Genomic DNA, 20,310 nt, shown 5'->3' on the forward strand with positions numbered 1-20,310 from the left:
CGATATATAAATACCCGACTATCATCATAAACGGGCAAAAATAGATTACAGCGCTTGCTACCTCCGTTTTAGCTATTTATAGCTTCAGGGCTGCGCCGGGTAAAAATAAATCCAGATAATATTCTGAGGCTGTATAGTTAATAACCTTTCTGCCGCTTCGCTTATATTTCCCGCCCGACGGCTTTTTTGTTTTTTGGCTCCCGATAATGATAGACTGTATATGCATACACCATCGGGAGGTCGTGTGAAGTACGACAACGATAATGAAATCCGTGCGCTGGTTGGTGCGGTAGTCAGTGATTTGATCAAGGCGGGAGAGCCGGTTCATTTCCACCACATTACGGACGCGCTGTTTCGCCTGAGCGAAGAGACGCGTGACAGCAGGCTGAAAGCATTGTGTCAGGAAGCGATAAGCTTTTTCACTCGTAAGATGCATTAAGGCTGACAGGGCTGATGCCGGGCGTTATCCCGGACTGTGTCATTATAGCGGCCCTGCTACCTTTGACATCGGCGAGCATAAGAGGCTTTGCATATTGCTCGCAGCCTTTAAAAGGGATTTTACTGTGAGTCGATCGTTTCTTTTTTATTCAGCGAGACGGTTGATGACAAAATTAAAAATGTCAGTCAGATCCTTCTGTTGATTATTCATAATGAGTAGCGAATTTCTGATAAAGAAGTGCATCTTTTCATTGGCAGGTCTTATTAGGTCTGAATGATCTTCTTCAGGCATGATTGCAGAAAAGCGTTATCGTCGGGATCAAATCCCTGCCACATCATTAACCTGCAAGAGAATTTTTATATCGGATAATTTCTGTGTGGCATATCGGGTATACAGTGAAAGTCAGGGATGGAAACAAAAGCGGGCGTTGCAGGCAGGGGATCCTGCGTTACCAGAGATAACGCAGAATGGCGTATCAGATGCCGGTATCGTCTGGCGTGCGGCCAACCACGATTTCCAGCGTTTTGCGTAACACATCCAGCCTGACAGCATCTGAAGTGCATTCCAGTTCAGCGATCAAATAGAGGATGATCGCTTTATTGGTTACACGTCCCTGATCAGCAACAATGTCACGAATCACTGCGCCCAGCAGTTCAGTTTCCGGAGCAAGCTGATCGCCTGCGCTACGGAAGTAGTCAATGATTGAAGAATCTGATGATGAATGCTGCATGATTATTCTTTCTCTGAGGAAAATGAGTCAGATGCAATGGTTGAAGTCAAAAACGAGTGTAGGCGCAGTTTTCGTTTTGCCCAGCCCGCCTTAAAAATTCTGTTCAGGTCTGCCGCTTCGCTTAAAATTAGCCGCATGTATCAGGTACGCAGTACGCTCAATCAGTGCTTTTTCGAACCTTCAGGCGGGCCATCACTGTTCATACGATGAGCCGTGTTATCACGTTCGGCACCGTCGCCCTGTACGCGTTTGCGCGCGGCAACCATACCATTACGGACTTCAGTGATGGCTTTGCGAATCACTGACACTTTCACGGCGTCGTCAGCATCAGCAGCCATCAGTTCGAGCTGTGCGATTAAGGCGTTGCTGGATACCGGTTTGTCTGACTTGAGTAATGTCAGAACGGCTTCGCCGATCATAACATCTGTCAGTTTCTCATCTTCACTTCTGTACATACTGGCTTCTCTGATTGCGAATCAATGGCCATGCTGCGGGTCCGTATGCGTCAGCGGGTGCGACTTAGTGCACCCGATACGGGAAGCAGAGCTGGGCTTTATTGCTAGGATAGATCTTCCTGGGTGATGGCTGAAACAGACGTCCTGATTAACATGCACGACCGTGAGAGGGCATTAATCTTCGCGACGAAACAGCATCGCAATGAGTTCATGCAGATGACTCTCTTCTTCTGGCGTGGCAGCCAGTTCAAGGCGACTCAGCAGTTTACTGCAAATCGTTTTCCGACTAAGGCTATGACCTGCGCGCAGAATTTCCACCACAACCGAACCCAGCGTCTCCTGTTGCGACGGTGAACTGGCCTGATTGAAGTAACGGGCAATATCGCTGATCGTTTCCGGGGCTTGTCCGTTCTGACGCATGTTGTTGTCCTCAGGTGGTTTAAATGTATGCACTCTTGATGCGCAAGTTATACATCTTTGCAAAACTTGTACAGAATTTTGGATTTTTGGGATTAATTTTTTTGTGCAAAAAGTGCTAAGACTTTTAAAACAGGGTGTTACGAGGAGTTTGTGGCGAGGTAAAAATTGTACCAGATTCTTGTATCATTCACACCCCACCGACGCTCCGACCTGAAGATTAAGGCCGGAGAGGAACGGCACACATAGGTTAGTGTTTAAAGAAGATGTCATCGGCAGAGACGGGAGCTGCGGGCTCTTTGCCAGTGGTTTTGGCAAGCCAGTTCGCCGGGGCGGTGCTGCGGGAACCGATGGTTTTGAACCCCATCAGCCATTGAAGCGCATGCTGCATCTGCTCAAGGCGAGTCTCATTAACTTCAGAGTCAGCCATGACCCTTAGTTCATTAATTAGCAGTTCAACATTCACTTCCTGACCGACATTAAACAGGTTCATTGCGGCTTCGCCAATGATGACATTCGCTTTTTCGTCGCTGGAAAAATACAAATTATCCTCCTGGGTGATTGCGGTAAGTAACATTAACTGTAGCAAAAAAATTTACGAAGCTTAATCAATTCAGCCTATTAATAAGATTATTTTAATTGTCGGTCTGCTGTGCGTGTCATGTGGGTGCCGCCAGGTGTCAGAACGCTTTTCGGTAAATTGCGCCGTCAGGATGGCCTCTTTTTAATCCTGTTTTCGTTCCTGCGGTTTACTCAACCACAGATGAGAAAGGTGTAAAACCCGGTTATAGCTATACATCACACTTTCCATAAACTTCCCATCATTGAAATTAAATTTTTACATATCAACAAGTAAAGCGGTTCGCTTACAAAACTTCACATTCGGGCCCGGACGCTGAAGAAACTTCACAACCCTTCGCTGTTACAAAGGTATAGCCTGTGCTATAAAAAATAGCCTATGCTAATTATGTTCTGTTTTTAATCACCTCTGGAGATCGCCCTATGGTCCCGAAAAGAAAAATAACCATGATGCTACTGAGTGCGCTACTGACAACCCTGATGGCGACCAGCAGCTATGCAGCAGAAAAATTTAAGGTAGTGACGACGTTTACGGTCATCGCTGACATGGTAAAAAACGTGGCGGGGGATGCGGCCGAAGTCACTTCCATTACCAAACCGGGTGCTGAAATACACGAATATCAGCCGACACCCGGCGATATCAAACGGGCGCAGGGTGCGCAGTTAATCATGGCGAACGGGCTTAATCTCGAACGCTGGTTTGAGCGTTTTTATCAGCATCTGGATGGGGTGCCGGAAGTGATTGTCTCTGCCGGGGTAAAACCGATCGGTATTGGCGAGGGGCCTTATAACGGTAAACCGAATCCGCACGCCTGGATGTCTCCGGACAATGCGCTGATCTATGTCGATAATATCCGTGATGCGCTGGTGAAATATGACCCGGCGAATGCGGAAACCTATCGCCAGAACGCAGCCGCCTATAAGCAAAAAATCACCGCAGCACTGGATCCCCTACGCCAGCAGATTGCCGACATCCCGGAGGATAAACGCTGGATGGTGACCAGCGAAGGCGCATTCTCCTATCTGGCTCGCGACCTGGGCATGAAAGAACTCTACCTGTGGCCTGTAAATGCTGATCAGCAAGGCACGCCGCAACAGGTGAGAAAAGTGATCGACCAGGTGAAGAAAAATGCTATTCCGGCGGTGTTCAGTGAAAGCACCGTGTCGGATAAGCCAGCCCGGCAGGTCGCGCGGGAAACGGGTGCGCATTACGGTGGGGTGCTTTACGTCGACTCTTTAAGCAACGCTCAGGGACCGGTGCCGACCTATCTGGATCTGCTCAGAGTCACCACGGAGACGCTGGCGCAGGGCATTAAAGCGGGAGAGAAAGCGCAATGACAGACACCATCGTTGTTTCCGATGTCACCGTGACCTATCGCAACGGTCACACCGCGTTGCATGATGCCAGCTTCAGCGTGCCGGGTGGATCGATTGCGGCGCTGGTGGGTGTGAATGGCTCCGGCAAGTCAACCCTGTTCAAAGCGCTGATGGGCTTTGTCCGGCTCGCCAGCGGCAGCATCTCGGTGCTCGGCATGCCAACCCGTGAAGCACTGCGTCAGAGTCTGGTCGCTTATGTGCCGCAGTCGGAAGAGGTAGACTGGTCTTTTCCGGTGCTGGTGGAAGATGTGGTAATGATGGGTCGCTACGGTCATATGGGCCTGCTGCGTCGACCCAAACCACACGACCAGCAGATTGTCAGTGATGCGCTGGCGCGGGTCGATATGCTGGATTACCGCCATCGTCAAATCGGTGAGCTCTCCGGCGGACAGAAAAAAAGGGTATTTCTGGCGCGCGCCATTGCCCAGCAGGGCAGCGTTATCCTGCTGGATGAGCCGTTTACCGGCGTGGACGTTCAGACTGAGGCCAGAATCATCAGCCTGCTGGGTGAGCTGCGCGATGAAGGCAAGACGATGCTGGTCTCAACGCATAATCTGGGATCGGTCACGGAGTTCTGTGATTACACCGTGATGGTCAAAGGCACCATTCTGGCCAGCGGCCCGACCCGCACCACCTTTACCGCCGCCAACCTTGAGCGCGCGTTCAGTGGGGTGCTGCGTCATGTAATGGTGAAAGGGCTGGACGATCAGATTATCACCGACGATGAGCGGCCTTTTATTGCGCCACGTACGGCACCTGAAGACGGGAACTGACCATGGAACTGTTACTGGAGCCTTTTGGTTATCACTACATGCTCAACGCGATGTGGGTCTCCGCCATGGTCGGCGGCCTGTGTGCGTTTCTCTCCTGCTACCTGATGCTCAAAGGCTGGTCGCTGATTGGCGATGCGCTGTCGCACTCCATCGTGCCGGGCGTAGCGGGTGCTTACATGCTGGGACTGCCCTTTGCGCTGGGCGCGTTTCTCTCAGGCGGGCTGGCGGCGGGCAGCATGCTGTTACTCAATCAGCGCACCCGCTTAAAAGAAGATGCAATCATCGGCCTGATCTTCTCCTCCTTCTTTGGTCTGGGTCTGTTTATGGTGTCGCTCAATCCGACCGCGGTAAACATTCAGACCATTGTGCTCGGCAATATTCTGGCGATTGCGCCCGCGGATATACTCCAGCTGGCGCTGATTGGCGGGCTGTCGATCATCATTCTGCTGTTTAAGTGGAAGGATCTGATGGTCACCTTCTTTGATGAGAATCACGCGCGCGCTATCGGACTGCGCCCTGAACGACTGAAAGTCCTCTTCTTTACCCTGCTGGCAGTCTCAACCGTGGCGGCGCTGCAAACCGTTGGTGCATTTCTGGTGATCTGTCTGGTGGTGACGCCAGGCGCGACAGCCTGGATGCTCACCGATCGCTTCCCGCGTCTGCTGATGATTGCCGTAGCGATTGGCAGTATCACCAGTTTTCTCGGTGCGTGGGCAAGTTACTACCTGGATGGCGCAACGGGCGGCATCATCGTGGTGGCGCAGACGTTGCTGTTCCTGCTGGCGTTTGTCTTTGCGCCCAAACATGGCTTGCTGGCTAACCGGCGTCGTGGCCGACATCGTCCCGAAAAGGAGCCTGGCTGATGTGGATCTTTGAACCTTTTCAGTTCGCTTTTATGAACAGTGCGTTGCTGATTGCGCTGGTGGTGGCGATCCCCTGTGCGCTGCTGTCGGTCTTTCTGGTGCTGAAAGGCTGGGCGCTGATGGGCGATGCCATGAGCCATGCGGTATTCCCCGGCATCGTCCTCGCCTGGATGGCCGGGCTGCCGCTGGCGGTGGGTGCGTTTGTCGCCGGTCTGTTCTGTGCCGTTGCCAGCGGATTTCTGCAGGACAACAGTCGCATCAAGCAGGATACGGTGCTGGGAATCGTCTTCTCCGGCATGTTTGCGGTGGGATTGATCCTCTATATCGCCGTGAAACCGGAGGTGCATCTTGATCACATTCTGTTTGGTGACATGCTGGGCATTACGGGCGCTGACATAATTCAGACATCGCTTATCGCAGCGGTTATCGTCGGGGTCATTGCGGTGAAATGGCGTGATTTTATGCTGTTCAGTTTTGACCCGCAGCAGGCACAGGTCTCTGGCTTACCCGCACGCTGGCTGCATTACGGGCTGCTCTGCATGGTATCGCTGACCATTGTGGCGACGCTGAAAGCAGTAGGGATCATTCTGTCGATTTCCCTGCTGATCGCGCCCGGTGCTATCGCAGTTCTGCTTACCCGCCGCTTTTCACATGCGCTGCTGGTGGCTGTCGTGGTGTCGGTGCTGGTGTCGCTGAGCGGGGTCTATCTCTCGTTCTTTATCGATAGCGCGCCAGCACCCACGATCGTGGTGCTGTTTGCACTGGTGTTTATCGTGGCGATGGTGATTTCAGGCCGCAAAACGCGACAGCTGGAGCGTCTGAAACTTCACGAGAGCGGCAGGTATGAGTAGAGTGATGACCAGCATGAATGCGGTAAGTTGGGGCTTTATGTGCAAGCGGATGTTCAGAGTATTCTAAAACTATGAACATTACTCAAAGGAAATCGTAATGATATTTGAGATCAGAAAAGGAAGTAACGTGATTGGTCTCACTGAACTGGAGTTCGGTGATCCTCCGATGGGGTATGTTGATGGAGAATTTAAGCCTACCACATGCTATCAAAGAAATGATTCAATGACTGAACTTGCACTTTTTAAGCGAGATGAGAGTCTGCATATTCATACGAAGTTTATAACTATTGTGGATAGCTCCGAGCAAATCGATGAAAAGCTCACAGAAGTGACGATTTTAATTGAATCAGCTGAAGAATAAGAAAGATATTTTCATCACCATGTGAAAAAAATATAATAATAATTTTGGTTGAATTGACTGGTTTGGGGTGGAAATTGGTTGGCTGCAATCTGGTAAATTAACCCGCATACAAAGTGTGCGGGGTTTCAATTTATTGTTTCATTGCTGGGGTGATCGTCAGGTTGTTGCCTTGTTGTACAGCCTGGAAGGTAGAGACATAGGCCTTTCTTGTTGCCTTTTTATTCTCATCGCCTGCTTTTTTATTCACTTCAATGTAAATGAGGTATTTTTGCCCATTTTCAAATTTTATTTCTTCTGGCTGAATGCAAAAAAGGCCAGCTTTGGGTTTTTTGTCAGCAGGGAAAATAACTTGTTCTGAGGGTTTTTTCATATTGTAAGTTAACGCGGATACAACCTTTTCATCACTTTTTATTGGTAAAGAAACACATACATCGCTATTCTGGACATGGGCCGGAACAGGTGTTTCTTTAGTATATCGATTATCCAGGTTTTCGCCCAGCGTGCAACCACTCAAGAGAAAAACTACAGGGATTAAGGTCTTGGTTAAAATATTCATTAGAACGGGAACCCCTCAAGAACTTTTTGATATTTTGAATAAATCTTGTTGTCTACTGATCCAACATAAGAAACTTCGCCATCTTTACCACGTCTTGCCAGCCACATATTAAGCCCAAATTTAGAAAGCAAGAAGTAATCAGCAATAATTTGTGCTTGCTGTTCTAATCTATAATCAAACAGCTTTTTATTGTCTTCAAAAGAGTATTCGTAGCTAACAAAACCACTAACAAGGCCTCTCATACGTACCCATATGCCCCTTTGATACTGCCAGACATGCGACATTTCATGGATGAAAAGATGTTGAAACTGAAAAGATTGAATTGAAAAGTTCTCGCAATACCAGTCCCGGAAATATAATTCTCCATTGGGGCTCATTGCGGTATTTCTACCCTGAAGTTTGAAGGGAAAGTAACTTGCATGATGAATCCACACGCGAGGATAGACGATTGAATTTCCGAATATTGATTTTGCTAACACTATTTCGCCAGGTGTCAGGAGCCTTTGACTCCCTTCATTATCACTCATGAAATCCTCCTTAATCTCTTGATTTTAATTAATGAATAGAGTGTTCCGACTCAATTCACCTATAGTTAACTTATCTGAATACCACGACTGGTGATGGATTTTAGCAAAAAAGACGGGAGTTGTCTCAAATATGGTTTTGGCCGTTAATCGAGGAGCTTTTAGCTTGAGGTGTAATCCCGGTGGCAAACTATTGCCATTTTTTATCCTGAAGTCCCTGTCCTACACATTGTAAAGGATTGAGATCATCATCTGGTGAATAAAATCTCAAAATCTAAATTTTCAGTAAGCCGAAAAGGATGATGCACGTTCATTACTTTTTTCACATCCGCGAGTATACCTGTAAGTTCGTCACGTTAAAGTAACTATGAGCGGTCTGCCGATAGGGATCTCACAGCTGACCAAACTGTTCAGCAAAGGCGTATAAAACAAAAATTATTAAAGCTCTCCCTGAAAAGCGCCACAGAAAATGGCAGGGTTTCTGCCAAATGTGGCGCTTTCATGAGATCTGCCTTTTTACACCGTCTGGTATCAGCTCTGCCACTGCGACTGGCGGACAATGCTGCAGAAGTTAATCAGTTTGAAATGGGCATCCTTGTCTGACAGTACATCTGCTTTTACATTACCAAAAGTCATCTTTGGCTTGTGCTATCGCAGTTCTGCTTACCCGACGCTTTTCACATGCGCTGCTGGTGGCTGTCGTGGTGTCGGTGCTGGTGTCGCTGAGTGGGGTCTATCTCTCGTTCTTTATCGACAGCGCGCCAGCACCCACGATCGTGGTGCTGTTTGCACTGGTGTTTATCGTGGCGATGGTGATCTCAGGCCGCAAAACGCGGCAGCTGGAGCGCCAGCGGCTTAATGCCAGCTGACTGGCTATCGCGGCTGTCTCTCAACCGCGATAACGCACCGCATCAATCAAACGTGTAAAGGCGCTGGTGTGCTGTCTGCGGCTGGGGTAGTAAAGATAATAACCTGGAAAAGGCTCACACCAGTCAGCCAGCACCTGAACCAGACGGCCACTTTTGAGGTGTTCCGCAACGCTATCCTGCGGCACATAGCAGATCCCCATCCCGCTCAGTGCCGCATCAATGCGCGACGCGAGATGATTAAAAATTAACTGACCCTGCGTTTTGACCCTGATCTCCTTGCCATCACGCATAAACTCCCAGTTATAGAGGCCACCCAGCGTCGGCAGCCGCAGGTTGATGCAGTTATGATGCTGTAAATCATAGGGCGTCTCGGGTCTGCCATGCTGCTCAAAATAGCTGCTGGCTGCCACCACACACATATTCCAGTCCGGCCCGATGCGCACCGCCACCATATCCTTTTCGACCTGCTCACCCAGTCGCACGCCGGCATCGAAACGGCCGCTGACAATATCGGTCAGACTGTTATCCACCGACACTTCAACATGGACATCGGGGTATTGCTGAAGAAAGGGCCTGAGCAGCGGCCAGAGTGTAGAGGTGAGCGCATGTTCGCCTGCGGTGATACGAATGTTGCCTGAGATTTTCCCCTGACTGTCAGTGACACTGACCAGTTCAGACTCAATCTCGCTGAACAGCGGGGCGAGGGTAGTGATCAGCCGTTCACCCGCTTCTGTCGGGGCAACGCTGCGTGTAGTGCGCGTCAGCAATCGGACGTTAAGACGCTCTTCCAGAGCGCGAATCGCGTGGCTCAGTGCCGACTGCGACACACCCAGCTTCGCCGCTGCCCGGGTGAAGCTGCGCTCTTCTGCTACCACCACCAGATAGATCAGATCGTTAAAATTTTCTTTCAGCATAGGCCCTCTGACCTGTTTGATCGGTTATCCCGGTCGGGACAGGCCGATTTATCGACGTTACCTGCGGCTTCGCTACCCGACCTGCTATCAGACCCCAAATAGCCTGTCAGGGTTGCACATTTCGCGGCAGGATTAATGAGGCGCACCGATAAACCCTATGAATGACGGCTATAAAAGATTTTTTCAATAAAATTAATAAAATCATTAAGATGAATGTTGTACGAATACGTATTTATCCCGATTCAACCTCGCTCCGCCATTCAGATAACACTTACTTTTCCCGGCTTCCCCGCAAAATTGCCAAAAAGCTGCTAAACCTTAAAGCAGAGATACGCGCGTAAAGATTAGGGTTATCACGATTTTCCCCCGATTCGAACCCCGTCAGAAATAAACCTATAAAAAATTACATCTTTTGGCCCCCAACAATGGGAAGCAGACAATGTCGGAAAAAATATCGCTAACAATGCAGGTTAATGGTCAGTCGCAGCAGATGCAGGTCGATCCCCGTGTCACCCTGCTTGATGCGCTGCGTGAGCATCTTAACCTGACCGGCACCAAAAAAGGGTGCGATCAGGGGCAGTGCGGTGCCTGCACGGTACTGATTAATGGCCAGCGGGTGCTGAGTTGCCTGACGCTGGCGGCCCAGGCGGATGGCGCCGAAGTAACCAGCATTGAAGGGCTGGCTTCCACCGAAGGTGAGCTGCACCCGGTGCAGCGCTGCTTTATGGAGAATGACGCCTTCCAGTGCGGCTACTGTACACCGGGTCAGATTATGTCCGCCGTCGCCTGCATCAAAGAGGGTCATGCGGGTTCAGAAGATGAGATCCGTGAATATATGAGTGGCAACCTCTGCCGCTGTGGAGCATATCCGCACATTGTGGATGCGATTAAACAGGCCGCAGCAGAGATGGCGAAGGAGTCCGCATGAATGAATTCAGCTGGAAAGTCGCGCAGTCGCCTGAGCAAGCCGCAGCCCTGAAACAGCAGTCTGGCAGCCAGTTGCTGGCAGGTGGCACCACACAGCTCGATCTGATGAAGTGTGGGGTCTTTACGCCCCCACAGCTCATCGGCATCACTGGATTGAGCGGGCTTAAAAACCTGCAGTTTGACGACGATAAGATCATGGCCGGCGCGCTGGTCACCATGAGCAGCCTGGCGGATCATCCCGCCTGCCAGCAGAACGCGCCAGCCATCTACGGCAGCCTGTGGCAGGCCGCGTCACCGCAGATTCGTAACATGGCCACGCTGGGCGGTAATTTACGCCAGCGTACCCGTTGCGCCTATTACCGCGATCCGGCGACCTTTTCCGCCTGCAACAAACGCAATCCGGGTTCCGGCTGCGCCGCACTGGATGGCGTTAACAGCAATCATGCCATCCTGGGCGCCAGCGACAGCTGCATCGCGGTCTATCCCGGCGATCTGGCGGTGGCGCTGGTGGCGTTTGACGCCATCGTGGTCCTGCAGAATCAGCAGGGCGAAACCCGCCGCATCGCGATTGATGATTTCTTCCTGCTGCCGGGTGACACACCTGACCGTGAGCACGATCTGCGCGATGACGAAATTATTGTGGGCATTGAAGTGCCGCAAACCGAGTCACTGCGACACTCACACTACCTTAAAGTCCGTGACCGCAGCTCTTATGAGTTTGCTGCAGCCAGCGCGGCCGCAGGCTTCACCCTGGAGAACGGCGTGATGCGTAAGGTGCATATTGCGCTGGGCGGCGTCGCCACCAAACCCTGGCGGGTCAGGTCGGTGGAGCAGGCGCTGGAGGGCCAGCCGTTTAATGAAGAGACGGTCTTCCAGGCGGCAGAACGGATTACTCAGGAGACGCAGGCGCTGACCCACAACGCCTATAAAGTAAAACTGGCGCCGCGTGTGATTGCACGTGCGCTGATGGCAGCAGGAGAAACCGCATGAGTGACGTAAATGACAAATCACGTCGGGAGTTACTGAAGGCGACGGCGGCGATCTCAGCGGCGGGCAGCCTGGGTCTGAGTATGCAAAGCGCCAGTGCCAGTGATACTGCCACGGCGGAACCAGAAACCACCGATTCGATTGAGGGACTGGGCGCCGGGCGCTCGCGGGGTGACGGCAAAGTAAAAGTCACCGGTGAGGCGCGATATGCGGTAGAACATCAGCCGGAAAATCCGCTTTATGGCGTGGTGATCCAGTCTACTGTTGCCAGCGGCCGTATCAGCCGGATGTCGACGGAAAAGGCGCAGCAGGCCTCGGGTGTGGTGGCGGTTTATACCCATCTGAACACCCTGAAAATCAACAAACCCACTGCGATTGCAGACGGCGGCGCGGCGCAGTCAACCTATACCCCGATTCAGGACGATGTGATTATTCACAACGGTCAGAACATCGGTCTGGTAGTGGCAGAGACGTTTGAGCAGGCGACTTATGCTGCCTCGCTGGTGGAGATCGACTATGAAACCTCGCCTGCACTGATTTTTGCCACCGATGAGGGTGTCGAACCGAAACCGGTATCGAAACAGGATATCGATATGGGCGATGCACAGGCGGCGATGCAGCAGGCCGAGGTGCGTCTGAGCCAGCGCTATACCACGCCGCGCGAATACAACATGCCGATGGAACCGCACGCCTGTGTCGCTGAGTGGCAGGATGGACGCATTACCGTCTGGGAGCCGAGTCAGTGGGTGGCAGGCGCGCAGGTGGAAATCGCCGAGTGGATGGGCATTGACGTTGAAGATGTGCGGATTATTTCGCCCTATGTCGGCGGGGGATTTGGGTCCAAGCCGGTGCCTTACACCCACGTCGCACTGGCCAGTGTGGCATCACGAGCACTAAAGCGTCCGATCAAAGTGTCGCTGACCCGACCGCAGACCTTTACCGGTCTGGGCGGACGTCCCGCCACCTCGCAGCAGCTGGAACTGGGTGCCTCGCGTGACGGCAAGATCCAGGCGATTATCCAGCGCAGCTTCAGTGAGACCTCATTAATCGATGTATTTGCTGAGAACTGCAGCAAAGTCACCGCCCGCATGTATGCGGTGGGCAACGTCTCCGCACAGCATCAGGTCAGGCCGATCAATACCGTGACGCCAGGCTGGATGCGTGCGCCAGGTGAAAACCCCAGTGCCTTTGGTCTTGAAGTAGCGATGGATGAGATGGCCTATGCCCTGAATATTGATCCGCTGGAACTGCGTCTGCGCAACTGGGCGGACAAAGATTATCAGCTCGATCTGCCGTGGAGTTCGCGTCGCCTGAAAGAAGCCTATCAGAAAGGGGCTGAAGCCTTTGGCTGGGATAAGCGCATTATGACGCCGCGGTCAATGCGCGAAGGGCGTGAACTGATTGGCTGGGGCATGGCCTCTGGCACCTATCCGGTCAACAAACTGCCTGCTGAGGCAAAAATCATCCTGACGCCACAGGGTAAATTTGTGGTGCAGTGCGCCGGTGCGGATATCGGCACCGGGACCTACACCATCCTGGCGCAGACCGCTGCCGACATTCTTGGCGTCGCCTCCACCACCATCGAGGTTCAGCTGGGTGATACTGAGCTGCCGCGTGCCGGTGTCGCAGGTGGATCGCAGCTGGCGGGCAACGTGACCGCGGCGGTGAACGATACCGCCAGACGAATGCGCGACCAGCTGCTGAAACTCGCCAGCGAGCTGCCACAGTCGCCACTGAATGGCACTCCGGCATCTCAGCTCACGCTGAAAGGCGACGGGGTTCAGCATAATCTGCGCAGCGGTCTGGCGGTCTCATTTGCCCGCCTGGCAAGCCTGGCACCGGCGGAGAGTCTGACGGTGAAAGGCGGCACTTTCCCGGACGATCTGTCACAGAGCGAGCGCGACAAGATGGTGCGTAATCTCAATGACATGAGCCGGCCTGAAAAATTCTCGGCCCACAGCTGGAGCGCGCAGTTTGTCGAAGTGCGGGTCGATGAAGATTTCGGCACTATCCGCGTCAAACGGATGGTGGCGGCGCTCGACAGCGGTCGTCTCTACAACCCTAAACTGGCGCGCAGCCAGTGGATTGGCGGCATGATCATGGGCGTCGGTCAGGCGCTGATGGAAGAGGGCATCGTCGATCCGCGCAATGGTCGGGTGATCAACAACAACCTGGCCGACTATCTGGTGCCGGTTAATGGAGACATTCCGAGCATTACCACCATCAACGTTGGCGAGCCCGATTTTGAGGCGACAACCATGGGCGGTAAAGCCGTGGGTGAGCTGGGTATCGTGGGCGTTGCGGCAGCCATCAGTAATGCGGTGTTCCATGCCACCGGCAAGCGGGTGCGCGACTTACCTATTACTCTCGATAAGATTATCTGAGCCTGTTCCTGACCTGCTGCCAGCAGGTCGATGTGAGGATATGCGGGCGCGGGCTGAAACCTGCGCCCGTTTTTCACGCTTAGCGGAGAGAAAAAGTGAAGATAGCGTTGATTGTGCTGGCTGCCGGGCTGAGTCGCCGTTTTCGCCAGCAGGCAGGTGGGCATAAGCTGCTGGCCGACCTGAATGGCAAACCGGTGCTGCAACGCACACTGGAACAGGCTGCTGCCTGTGGTCTTGACCTGTTTGTGGTCACGCGCCCGGACGCCGCTGCGCTTAAGGCGCTCTGCTCGCAGGCTACCCTGGTGCTGTGTGACAGCGGCGGGCTGGGCGAATCGATCGCCGCAGGTGTTAAAGCCAGCCGTGACTATGACGGCTGGCTGATTGCGCTGGGCGATATGCCGTTTGTCACGCCCGAAAGTTACCGCGCCGTCAGCGCTGCGCTGGCGGACGCGCCGATCGTCAGGCCGTGGATTGACGGCAGGCCGGGCCATCCGGTGGGCTTTCAGCACCACTGCTACCCGATGCTGAGCACGCTACAGGGCGATGCCGGGCCGCAGGCGGCGGTGAAGTCACTCGCCGTCCGGTTGCCGCTTCAGGATCGCGGCTGTTTGTGTGATATCGATCTCCCCGCTGATCTGCAGTTGATAGAGGAATTTTCATGATAACGCTGGATCAACGTGTGATTAATGCGGCACTGAGCAGCTGCCAGGCGGGTCAGCAGGTCTGGCTCTGCACGGTGCTGCGCACCTATGGATCTTCGCCGCGCGCGCCTGGCACCCTGATGACGGTCAATGAAACGGGTGCTTACTGCGGATCGCTGTCGGGCGGCTGCATTGAAGAGGACTTTCTGGCGCAGCTGGCGGCAGGTGCCTATCGCGCCAGCAGTCAGCGGGTGCGGTACGGTGAAGGCGGAATGCGTCCTGACGTCAGCCTGCCGTGCGGCGGCAGCCTGGAGATCGTCATTGAGTTTCTGCCGCCCGATGATGCCACGCTGGCGCTGCTAAGGGCGATGCAGCGCGCGCTGAGCGGACAGCAGCCGATGGTGAAAATGATACGACCCGGTGAACGTGCGCAGTGGGAAGTGATCGCCCCGGACAGGGTGTTGCCTGCGCTGGATGCCAGTGAACAGCAGATGTTACTGCCGGTTGGTGCGATACCTGAACTGCTGATCGCGGGCTACTCGACTGTGGCATATGAGTGCATCCGGCTCGGGCAGATGCTGGGATTTCACGTGCGGGTCTGTGAGCACCGACCGGAGATGCTGACGGAGCTGGAGAGTCACTTCAGCGCTGCGGACAACGTGACGCTGGTGTCACAGCATCCGGCGCGCTGGCTGGAGCTGAACGGCGCGCATGCAGCGGTGGCGATTGTGGCACTGACCCACGATCCCCGCATTGACGACCTGACGATGATGGAGGCGATCGCGACACCCGCGTTCTATATCGGCATCATGGGCTCGGCGAAAAACAGCGAGAAACGACGGGCGCGACTGCAACAGATCGCCGGAATGGATCGTGCCGAACTGGACCGCATCCATGCGCCCATCGGCCTGCCCATCGGCAGCAAAACCCCGGCGGAGATTGCGCTGTCGGTGATGGCCGATATTGTCCGGGTGAAAAATCGCGGGCTGTCAGCCGCCTGATCCCGGCGTCGCCTCGGGCGCGAGCCGATAGAGGTAGCTGCCTGAATAGGGGATCGGCAGGAAATCATGGAACAGCTGCCGCAATGTCTGTTCAGGATCGACATCGCGGAACAGTTGCGGGTAGAGCGTGGTGGCGAAGAATTCTGTCGCCACCACGTGCCACGGACTGAGGTAAAAGTTGTGCCAGATTGCCCCGGCGTGACCGTCCCGTAATGCCGTCAGCTGCTTCAGCGCATTCTGCTGACCGGTCAGCGCCAGCAGGCTCTGCCGGGTCTGTGCTGTTGTGATGGCAGGGCCGAGTTTTAAGGCTCCCGCTTCATCGGCGCTGCCAGTGCCGGTGGCGAAGTAATAGTCCGGCTGTGCCGCAATCACACTCTCCTCACTCAGCCGCCCGAACACGCCTTTGATCTGCTGACTGGCGATGTTGTCGCCTCCGGCAAAGCGCAGCAGCTCACCCAGATTGCCATTCACCGACGTCACGCAGCATTCACTGCGCCGCCCGAGATGCAGCTGCAACAGAACTTTAGGTTTAGCACCGTGATAGTCCGCCAGTCGGCTCTCAATGCGCTGCATGTGGCTGCGGTAAAAGCGATTGAAGTCAGCAGCCCGTTGCGGCTGATTCAGCACCTCACCCAGCAGCGTCATGCTGCGCTCGGTATTTTTCAGCAGCTCAACCCGCAGATCGATCTTCACCACCGGAATATGCGCCGCGCTGAGCATCTTCTCCAGCACTGCTCCGCTTTCATTGCCGCGCGCCAGCTGCGGCAGGATCACCAGGTCCGGTTTCAGTGCGATCACCTGTTCGGGATTCATGTCATTGACGCCATCCAGACCCAGAACGGGAATGTCCTCCATCTGCGGAAACTTCCTGGCAAAAATCTGCCAGGTCTGGGGATCATACTTTTTCAGATCCTGTGGCCAGCCAGCGATATGCTGCAGCGGATTGCCGGGCGTAAGCAGCGCGATGCTATAGAGCATCCGGCTTTCACCCAGCACAATACGCTGCGGATGATCGGGTATCTCTACCTCACGGCCGGTGATGTCGGTCAGCGTCCGGGCGGTCGCGCCGGTGCTGACCAGTATCACGCTAAGCATCAATAATGCACAGCGCAGCGATTTAAAATTCAACACGGGCCTGTACCATCAGATTGCGGGTTTCACCTTCACGGACGCGCAGGTTGCCGCCGCTTGAACTGTAGTAGTGCTGGTTAAACAGGTTATTGATGTTCAGACGTAGCTGTGTTTTTTCACCGAACAGGCGGTTGTTCCATGCCACGAAACTGCCTGCCACCACATAGTCGGGCAGGGTGAAACTGTTATCGGGATCGCCCGCACGGCTGCCGACATAGCGTGCGCCGCCGCCGAGCCGGAACGAGCCGGGCAGGCTGCTGATCTGCATCTCATGACTGAGATAGAGCGCACCGGCATGACGCGGCGCATTCTGCAGACTATTGCCATTGTTATCCGGATTTACCCGGTCATTAACGATCTCTGCCTGATCATAGCTGTAGTTCGCACTCAAATCCCAGCCGGGTGCAATTTCGCCATTCAGCTCAAACTCAGCACCGGTCGAACGGGCTTTATCAATAGCCCGCGTGCTGCCATTAATATTCAGCGACATCGCTTTTTCATCTATCCGATAGAGCGCGACGGTGGCAAACAGTTTCGGCGAGAGTTGCCATTTACTGCCAACTTCCCAGCTGGTGCCCTGTTCCGGTTTGCCGACATTGCCATCATCATCGACATCGGTTGACGGCGTGAACGACTTACTGACGCTGGTGTAGAAAGAGAGGTCAGGTGTGAGTTTGTAGATCACCCCCGCCTGCGGCAGAAACTTATTACCCTCATCATTCAGGGTTTCCACCTGCGGATTAAATCCGCGCGAGGCGCGCTGTTCATAATGCTGATAACGACCGCCAACCACCACAATCCAGTCGGGTGACAGAGAAATGCTGTCTTTGGCGTAGAGCGACCGGCTATGAATGCGGTTCAGGTTATTGGCGGCTGCGCTATTTTCCGTGCTGGCGTCCGTGACCGGTGACAGCAGGTCATATTCAGGCGAGTAATAGTTGAACTGGCGGTTGACCTTGCCCTGATACTGATGGGCACGATAAGTCTGGTTCATCTCATAGTCGGTGCCCACCACCAGCGCGTGCTGCATACCCAGAATTTCGGGATTGCCCAGCAGATCCCAGCTCAGATATTTGGTTTTATGGTTAAACCCGCGATTGGCATCGGCGCGACGTGTGACCACGCCGCTGCTGGCGTTCACCGCCGTCACGCGCACTTCATTGTTATCATAGCGCCGCTGGTTCCAGCCCAGGGTTAACCGGGTTCGCCACTCATCATTAAACTGCCAGTCATAGTGGGCATTCAGGGTTTTGTTATGGCCCCAGGCGTGATTGGCTTTGTCATCCAGCCGATCTTTATAACCGATGTCGATTGGCTTGCCGTCGATAAAGGCCGTGCCGCGATCGTAGGGAATGTCATAGCGGTAGTCGGCATAGCTGATCAGAAAACTTGCCTGCTCGCCATACCATTGCAGAGAGGGTGCCAGCAGTGTGTGCTCTTCACTGCCAAAGTTGCGCCAGTAATCCTGATCCTGCTTTTCGGCGATCAGGCGGAAGGCGAAACCGTTGCCCAGCGGACCGGTGACATCCAGCGTGCCTGCACCGCCACCTTCACTGGCGTAACGTCCGCTGACGCTGGAGTGCCAGCTGTATTGCGGCTTTTTGCTGACCACATTGATAATGCCGCCCGGATTCTGAATGCCGTAGAGCAGCGAGGAGGAGCCTTTCAACACCTCAACCCGCTCGGTCGTGGCATCGAAATTCAATCCCTGACTGCTGCGGATACCATCCCGGTAGATGGAGCCATCGGCGTTGCTGCCAAATCCGCGTCGGACAAAGCCATCTTCAGTGCCAGCCAGCGTGTTCGCTTCGGTCACACCGCTGACAAAGCGCATCGCATCCGCCAGTGAGCTTGCCTGGTAATCGTCCAGTTGCTGCTGCGTCACCACGCTGACAGACTGCGCCTCATCAAGCCGCGCGGTCGGCATTTTACTGGCGACGCTACTCTGAGTGGCGCTGTAACTTCCCTCTGAGCTGGCATCCGCGGTCACGGTCATATCCGGAGCGCTGTCGGTTGCTGCATTGACCTGTGGCAGCATAATGCTGCTGCAGATCGCCACGACCAGAGCGGGGTGCCGGGCCGGATATCGTGAGTCTTTGTTTTTCATTTTTCTTTTGGTGTCTGTTACTGGCAGTTTCTGAAGCAAATACGCCCTGCATGACGGTCTGTCACTCAGGGCTTCCCTGGAGGTGGTCTGCAATATGCAGCGCTTTAAGCAGAGGAGAATCGCATCAGGGGTCAGACATCATTTCGTCTCCCGGACGACAATACTTCTCATCTGTAATTGAGAATCATTCAAGCATCCGCTATTGTAGTAGTAAACATAATTTGAATAGAATTGACTACATTTTTGCCGTGTCGTTTATCGCTGCAAAAATGTTGGCTGTCAGTTTTATTTTATTGAAAATAATGAATATGTTTTTATAGAGAGGTAAGGGGTTTGGTTAAATCCACATTGTCAGCAGGTGAAATATAAAGCGGCATGATGCTTTTACTACATCTCCCGGCCCTGAAACCTGACCCCTTAGCCAGACTACCGATGAGCCTTTCACACGTTTAACCCCAGTTGCAGGTGCAGCATGAAACAAAACAGGCCCGTTAAAAACAGAGTGGATGTGGTGGCAGAGCGTCTTCGCGCCCGTGAAAAGCAGCTTTCACCCCGCCTGCTGGCGGTGGCGCGTTATATCGATCAACAGCGGGAAACTGTGCTGGAGAGCACCGCGATGGAGATCGCTGTGGCGAATCACACCTCTGATGCCACTGTAATCCGCGCGATTCAGGCGCTGGGCTTCAGCGGGCTGCGCGACCTCAAGCAGTCACTTAAGGCCTGGTTTGGCCCGTCACTGACCTCTGAAGATAAGATGATCACCACTGTCAGTGAGGTGACCAGCGATGTGAACAGCGCCATCGACTTTGTGCTGGAGGGCCACCGGCACGCCTGTGAGGTGCTGTCGCAGCCGCAGAATCGGGTGGCGGTAGCGGATAGCGTGGCGCTGCTAGGCGAAGCGCGGCAGGTCGCTATTTTCGGCATCAACGCCTCTGGTATTCTGGCGGACTACAGCGTGCGGCTGCTCAACCGTATCGGGCTGCCCGCCTTTTCCCTTAACCGTGCCGGTATTGCACTGGCAGAGCAGATGCTGGCACTACAGCGTGGCGACGTGCTGATCATGATGGCGCAGCAGTCGGCGCACCGGGAAGGGACAACCGTGGTGCGTGAAGCGAAGCGGCTGGATATACCGATAATTCTGCTGACCAACGCCACCGACTCCTTTTTCGCCCGCGAGGCGGATGTCGTAATCAATGTGCCGCGCGGCGGTGAGAAGGGACGCATTCCCCTGCACGGCACGATTATGGTCTGTCTGGAGATGCTGATCCTGTCCGTTGCCTCAACGCTGCCACAGCGCACCGTTAAGACGATGAAACGGTTACAGGATCTTAATCGCGGACTGAAACCCGCCGGCAAAAAGTAGCCAGTGTAACGACGCCGTGGCGGGTTCCCGGTATTTCACCTGAACCGGCACTGCTGATCTT

Annotated in this window: 21 protein-coding genes and 2 pseudogenes; 13 read left to right on the top strand and 10 right to left on the bottom strand. The window is 53.9% G+C overall.

Annotated elements, in window-relative coordinates:
- Positions 1 to 244: 244 nt before the first annotated feature.
- Positions 245 to 439 carry a hypothetical protein gene (locus ACR8BN_RS19165; protein WP_109651422.1) on the top strand — a complete coding sequence of 65 codons (195 nt, stop codon included), beginning with the start codon at positions 245 to 247 and terminating at the stop codon, positions 437 to 439.
- Between the two features lie 475 nt (positions 440 to 914).
- Here ACR8BN_RS19165 and ACR8BN_RS19170 read toward each other — a convergent pair whose 3' ends face one another.
- The 4 genes from ACR8BN_RS19170 to ACR8BN_RS19185 all read right to left on the bottom strand — a co-directional run bounded on the left by ACR8BN_RS19170 (position 915) and on the right by ACR8BN_RS19185 (position 2,585).
- Positions 915 to 1,169, bottom strand: a complete 255-nt coding sequence (locus tag ACR8BN_RS19170; protein ID WP_031591116.1) for a biofilm/acid-resistance regulator YmgB/AriR — start codon at positions 1,167 to 1,169, stop codon at positions 915 to 917.
- A gap of 161 nt (positions 1,170 to 1,330) precedes the next feature.
- Positions 1,331 to 1,624: a hypothetical protein gene (locus tag ACR8BN_RS19175; RefSeq protein ID WP_010670560.1), complete on the bottom strand. Its 294-nt coding sequence runs from the start codon at positions 1,622 to 1,624 to the stop codon at positions 1,331 to 1,333.
- Between the two features lie 174 nt (positions 1,625 to 1,798).
- Positions 1,799 to 2,044 carry a regulatory protein YcgZ gene (ycgZ, locus tag ACR8BN_RS19180; protein WP_010246891.1) on the bottom strand — a complete coding sequence of 82 codons (246 nt, stop codon included), beginning with the start codon at positions 2,042 to 2,044 and terminating at the stop codon, positions 1,799 to 1,801.
- Between the two features lie 247 nt (positions 2,045 to 2,291).
- A complete protein-coding gene (locus ACR8BN_RS19185) occupies positions 2,292 to 2,585 on the bottom strand; it encodes a hypothetical protein (RefSeq protein WP_137229245.1) in 294 nt (97 codons plus the stop codon).
- A 482-nt stretch (positions 2,586 to 3,067) separates the two neighbouring features.
- Between ACR8BN_RS19185 and ACR8BN_RS19190 the strand changes: the two genes are divergently transcribed.
- The 5 genes from ACR8BN_RS19190 to ACR8BN_RS19210 all read left to right on the top strand — a co-directional run bounded on the left by ACR8BN_RS19190 (position 3,068) and on the right by ACR8BN_RS19210 (position 6,845).
- The gene (locus ACR8BN_RS19190) at positions 3,068 to 3,958 is read left to right on the top strand and encodes a metal ABC transporter substrate-binding protein (RefSeq protein ID WP_374044885.1); all 891 of its coding nucleotides are present in this window, start codon (positions 3,068 to 3,070) and stop codon (positions 3,956 to 3,958) included.
- Entirely contained in the window at positions 3,955 to 4,770 is an 816-nt protein-coding gene (locus ACR8BN_RS19195; protein ID WP_031591112.1) for a manganese/iron ABC transporter ATP-binding protein, read from the top strand. The genes ACR8BN_RS19190 and ACR8BN_RS19195 overlap by 4 nt, the downstream gene beginning before the upstream one ends.
- 2 nt (positions 4,771 to 4,772) lie before the next feature.
- On the top strand, positions 4,773 to 5,633 hold the full coding sequence (gene sitC / locus ACR8BN_RS19200; protein ID WP_010246899.1) for an iron/manganese ABC transporter permease subunit SitC: 861 nt from the start codon (positions 4,773 to 4,775) through the stop codon (positions 5,631 to 5,633).
- Positions 5,633 to 6,484 carry a metal ABC transporter permease gene (locus ACR8BN_RS19205; protein WP_064703906.1) on the top strand — a complete coding sequence of 284 codons (852 nt, stop codon included), beginning with the start codon at positions 5,633 to 5,635 and terminating at the stop codon, positions 6,482 to 6,484. The genes sitC and ACR8BN_RS19205 overlap by 1 nt, the downstream gene beginning before the upstream one ends.
- Before the next feature lie 97 nt (positions 6,485 to 6,581).
- Positions 6,582 to 6,845, top strand: a complete 264-nt coding sequence (locus ACR8BN_RS19210) for a hypothetical protein (RefSeq protein ID WP_064703907.1) — start codon at positions 6,582 to 6,584, stop codon at positions 6,843 to 6,845.
- A gap of 130 nt (positions 6,846 to 6,975) precedes the next feature.
- On the opposite strand, the gene ACR8BN_RS19215 is transcribed toward ACR8BN_RS19210, so the two are convergent.
- The 3 genes and pseudogenes from ACR8BN_RS19215 to ACR8BN_RS19225 form a co-directional block, all read right to left on the bottom strand.
- Positions 6,976 to 7,401 carry a putative T6SS immunity periplasmic lipoprotein gene (locus tag ACR8BN_RS19215; protein WP_109651426.1) on the bottom strand — a complete coding sequence of 142 codons (426 nt, stop codon included), beginning with the start codon at positions 7,399 to 7,401 and terminating at the stop codon, positions 6,976 to 6,978.
- Entirely contained in the window at positions 7,401 to 7,928 is a 528-nt protein-coding gene (locus ACR8BN_RS19220; RefSeq protein WP_311967839.1) for a type IV secretion protein Rhs, read from the bottom strand. The genes ACR8BN_RS19215 and ACR8BN_RS19220 overlap by 1 nt, the downstream gene beginning before the upstream one ends.
- Positions 7,929 to 8,456: 528 nt before the next feature.
- Positions 8,457 to 8,573, bottom strand: a pseudogene (locus ACR8BN_RS19225) (phosphohydrolase); the annotation flags it as partial.
- Between ACR8BN_RS19225 and ACR8BN_RS19230 the strand changes: the two are divergent.
- Positions 8,573 to 8,794: pseudogene (locus tag ACR8BN_RS19230) on the top strand (metal ABC transporter permease); the annotation flags it as partial. The pseudogenes ACR8BN_RS19225 and ACR8BN_RS19230 overlap by 1 nt on opposite strands.
- Positions 8,795 to 8,814: 20 nt before the next feature.
- Here the strand turns inward: ACR8BN_RS19230 and ACR8BN_RS19235 are convergent.
- Complete coding sequence (locus tag ACR8BN_RS19235) at positions 8,815 to 9,708, bottom strand: LysR family transcriptional regulator (protein WP_031591109.1); 894 nt, start codon at positions 9,706 to 9,708, stop codon at positions 8,815 to 8,817.
- A gap of 439 nt (positions 9,709 to 10,147) precedes the next feature.
- Between ACR8BN_RS19235 and ACR8BN_RS19240 the strand changes: the two genes are divergently transcribed.
- The 5 genes from ACR8BN_RS19240 (at position 10,148) to ACR8BN_RS19260 (ending at position 15,648) form a co-directional block, all read left to right on the top strand.
- Entirely contained in the window at positions 10,148 to 10,636 is a 489-nt protein-coding gene (locus tag ACR8BN_RS19240; RefSeq protein ID WP_022624540.1) for a (2Fe-2S)-binding protein, read from the top strand.
- The gene (locus ACR8BN_RS19245) at positions 10,633 to 11,625 is read left to right on the top strand and encodes an FAD binding domain-containing protein (RefSeq protein ID WP_311967841.1); all 993 of its coding nucleotides are present in this window, start codon (positions 10,633 to 10,635) and stop codon (positions 11,623 to 11,625) included. Before ACR8BN_RS19240 ends, ACR8BN_RS19245 begins: the two co-directional genes overlap by 4 nt.
- Entirely contained in the window at positions 11,622 to 14,006 is a 2,385-nt protein-coding gene (locus ACR8BN_RS19250; RefSeq protein ID WP_109651436.1) for a xanthine dehydrogenase family protein molybdopterin-binding subunit, read from the top strand. The genes ACR8BN_RS19245 and ACR8BN_RS19250 overlap by 4 nt, the downstream gene beginning before the upstream one ends.
- 95 nt (positions 14,007 to 14,101) lie before the next feature.
- A complete protein-coding gene (locus tag ACR8BN_RS19255) occupies positions 14,102 to 14,668 on the top strand; it encodes a nucleotidyltransferase family protein (protein ID WP_039387890.1) in 567 nt (188 codons plus the stop codon).
- The gene (locus ACR8BN_RS19260) at positions 14,665 to 15,648 is read left to right on the top strand and encodes an XdhC family protein (RefSeq protein ID WP_425035756.1); all 984 of its coding nucleotides are present in this window, start codon (positions 14,665 to 14,667) and stop codon (positions 15,646 to 15,648) included. The genes ACR8BN_RS19255 and ACR8BN_RS19260 overlap by 4 nt, the downstream gene beginning before the upstream one ends.
- On the opposite strand, the gene ACR8BN_RS19265 is transcribed toward ACR8BN_RS19260, so the two are convergent.
- Complete coding sequence (locus ACR8BN_RS19265) at positions 15,637 to 16,743, bottom strand: ABC transporter substrate-binding protein (protein WP_434747811.1); 1,107 nt, start codon at positions 16,741 to 16,743, stop codon at positions 15,637 to 15,639. The genes ACR8BN_RS19260 and ACR8BN_RS19265 overlap by 12 nt on opposite strands.
- 22 nt (positions 16,744 to 16,765) lie before the next feature.
- The gene (locus ACR8BN_RS19270) at positions 16,766 to 18,886 is read right to left on the bottom strand and encodes a TonB-dependent siderophore receptor (protein ID WP_434747728.1); all 2,121 of its coding nucleotides are present in this window, start codon (positions 18,884 to 18,886) and stop codon (positions 16,766 to 16,768) included.
- A 472-nt stretch (positions 18,887 to 19,358) separates the two neighbouring features.
- On the opposite strand from ACR8BN_RS19270, the gene ACR8BN_RS19275 reads away from it, so the two are divergent.
- Positions 19,359 to 20,249: a MurR/RpiR family transcriptional regulator gene (locus ACR8BN_RS19275; RefSeq protein WP_163658741.1), complete on the top strand. Its 891-nt coding sequence runs from the start codon at positions 19,359 to 19,361 to the stop codon at positions 20,247 to 20,249.
- The last annotated feature ends 61 nt before the right edge of the window (positions 20,250 to 20,310 follow it).

The organism is Pantoea sp. Lu_F5_004 (genome assembly GCF_051136245.1).
GTDB classification, from domain to species: Bacteria; Pseudomonadota; Gammaproteobacteria; order Enterobacterales; family Enterobacteriaceae; genus Pantoea; species Pantoea agglomerans.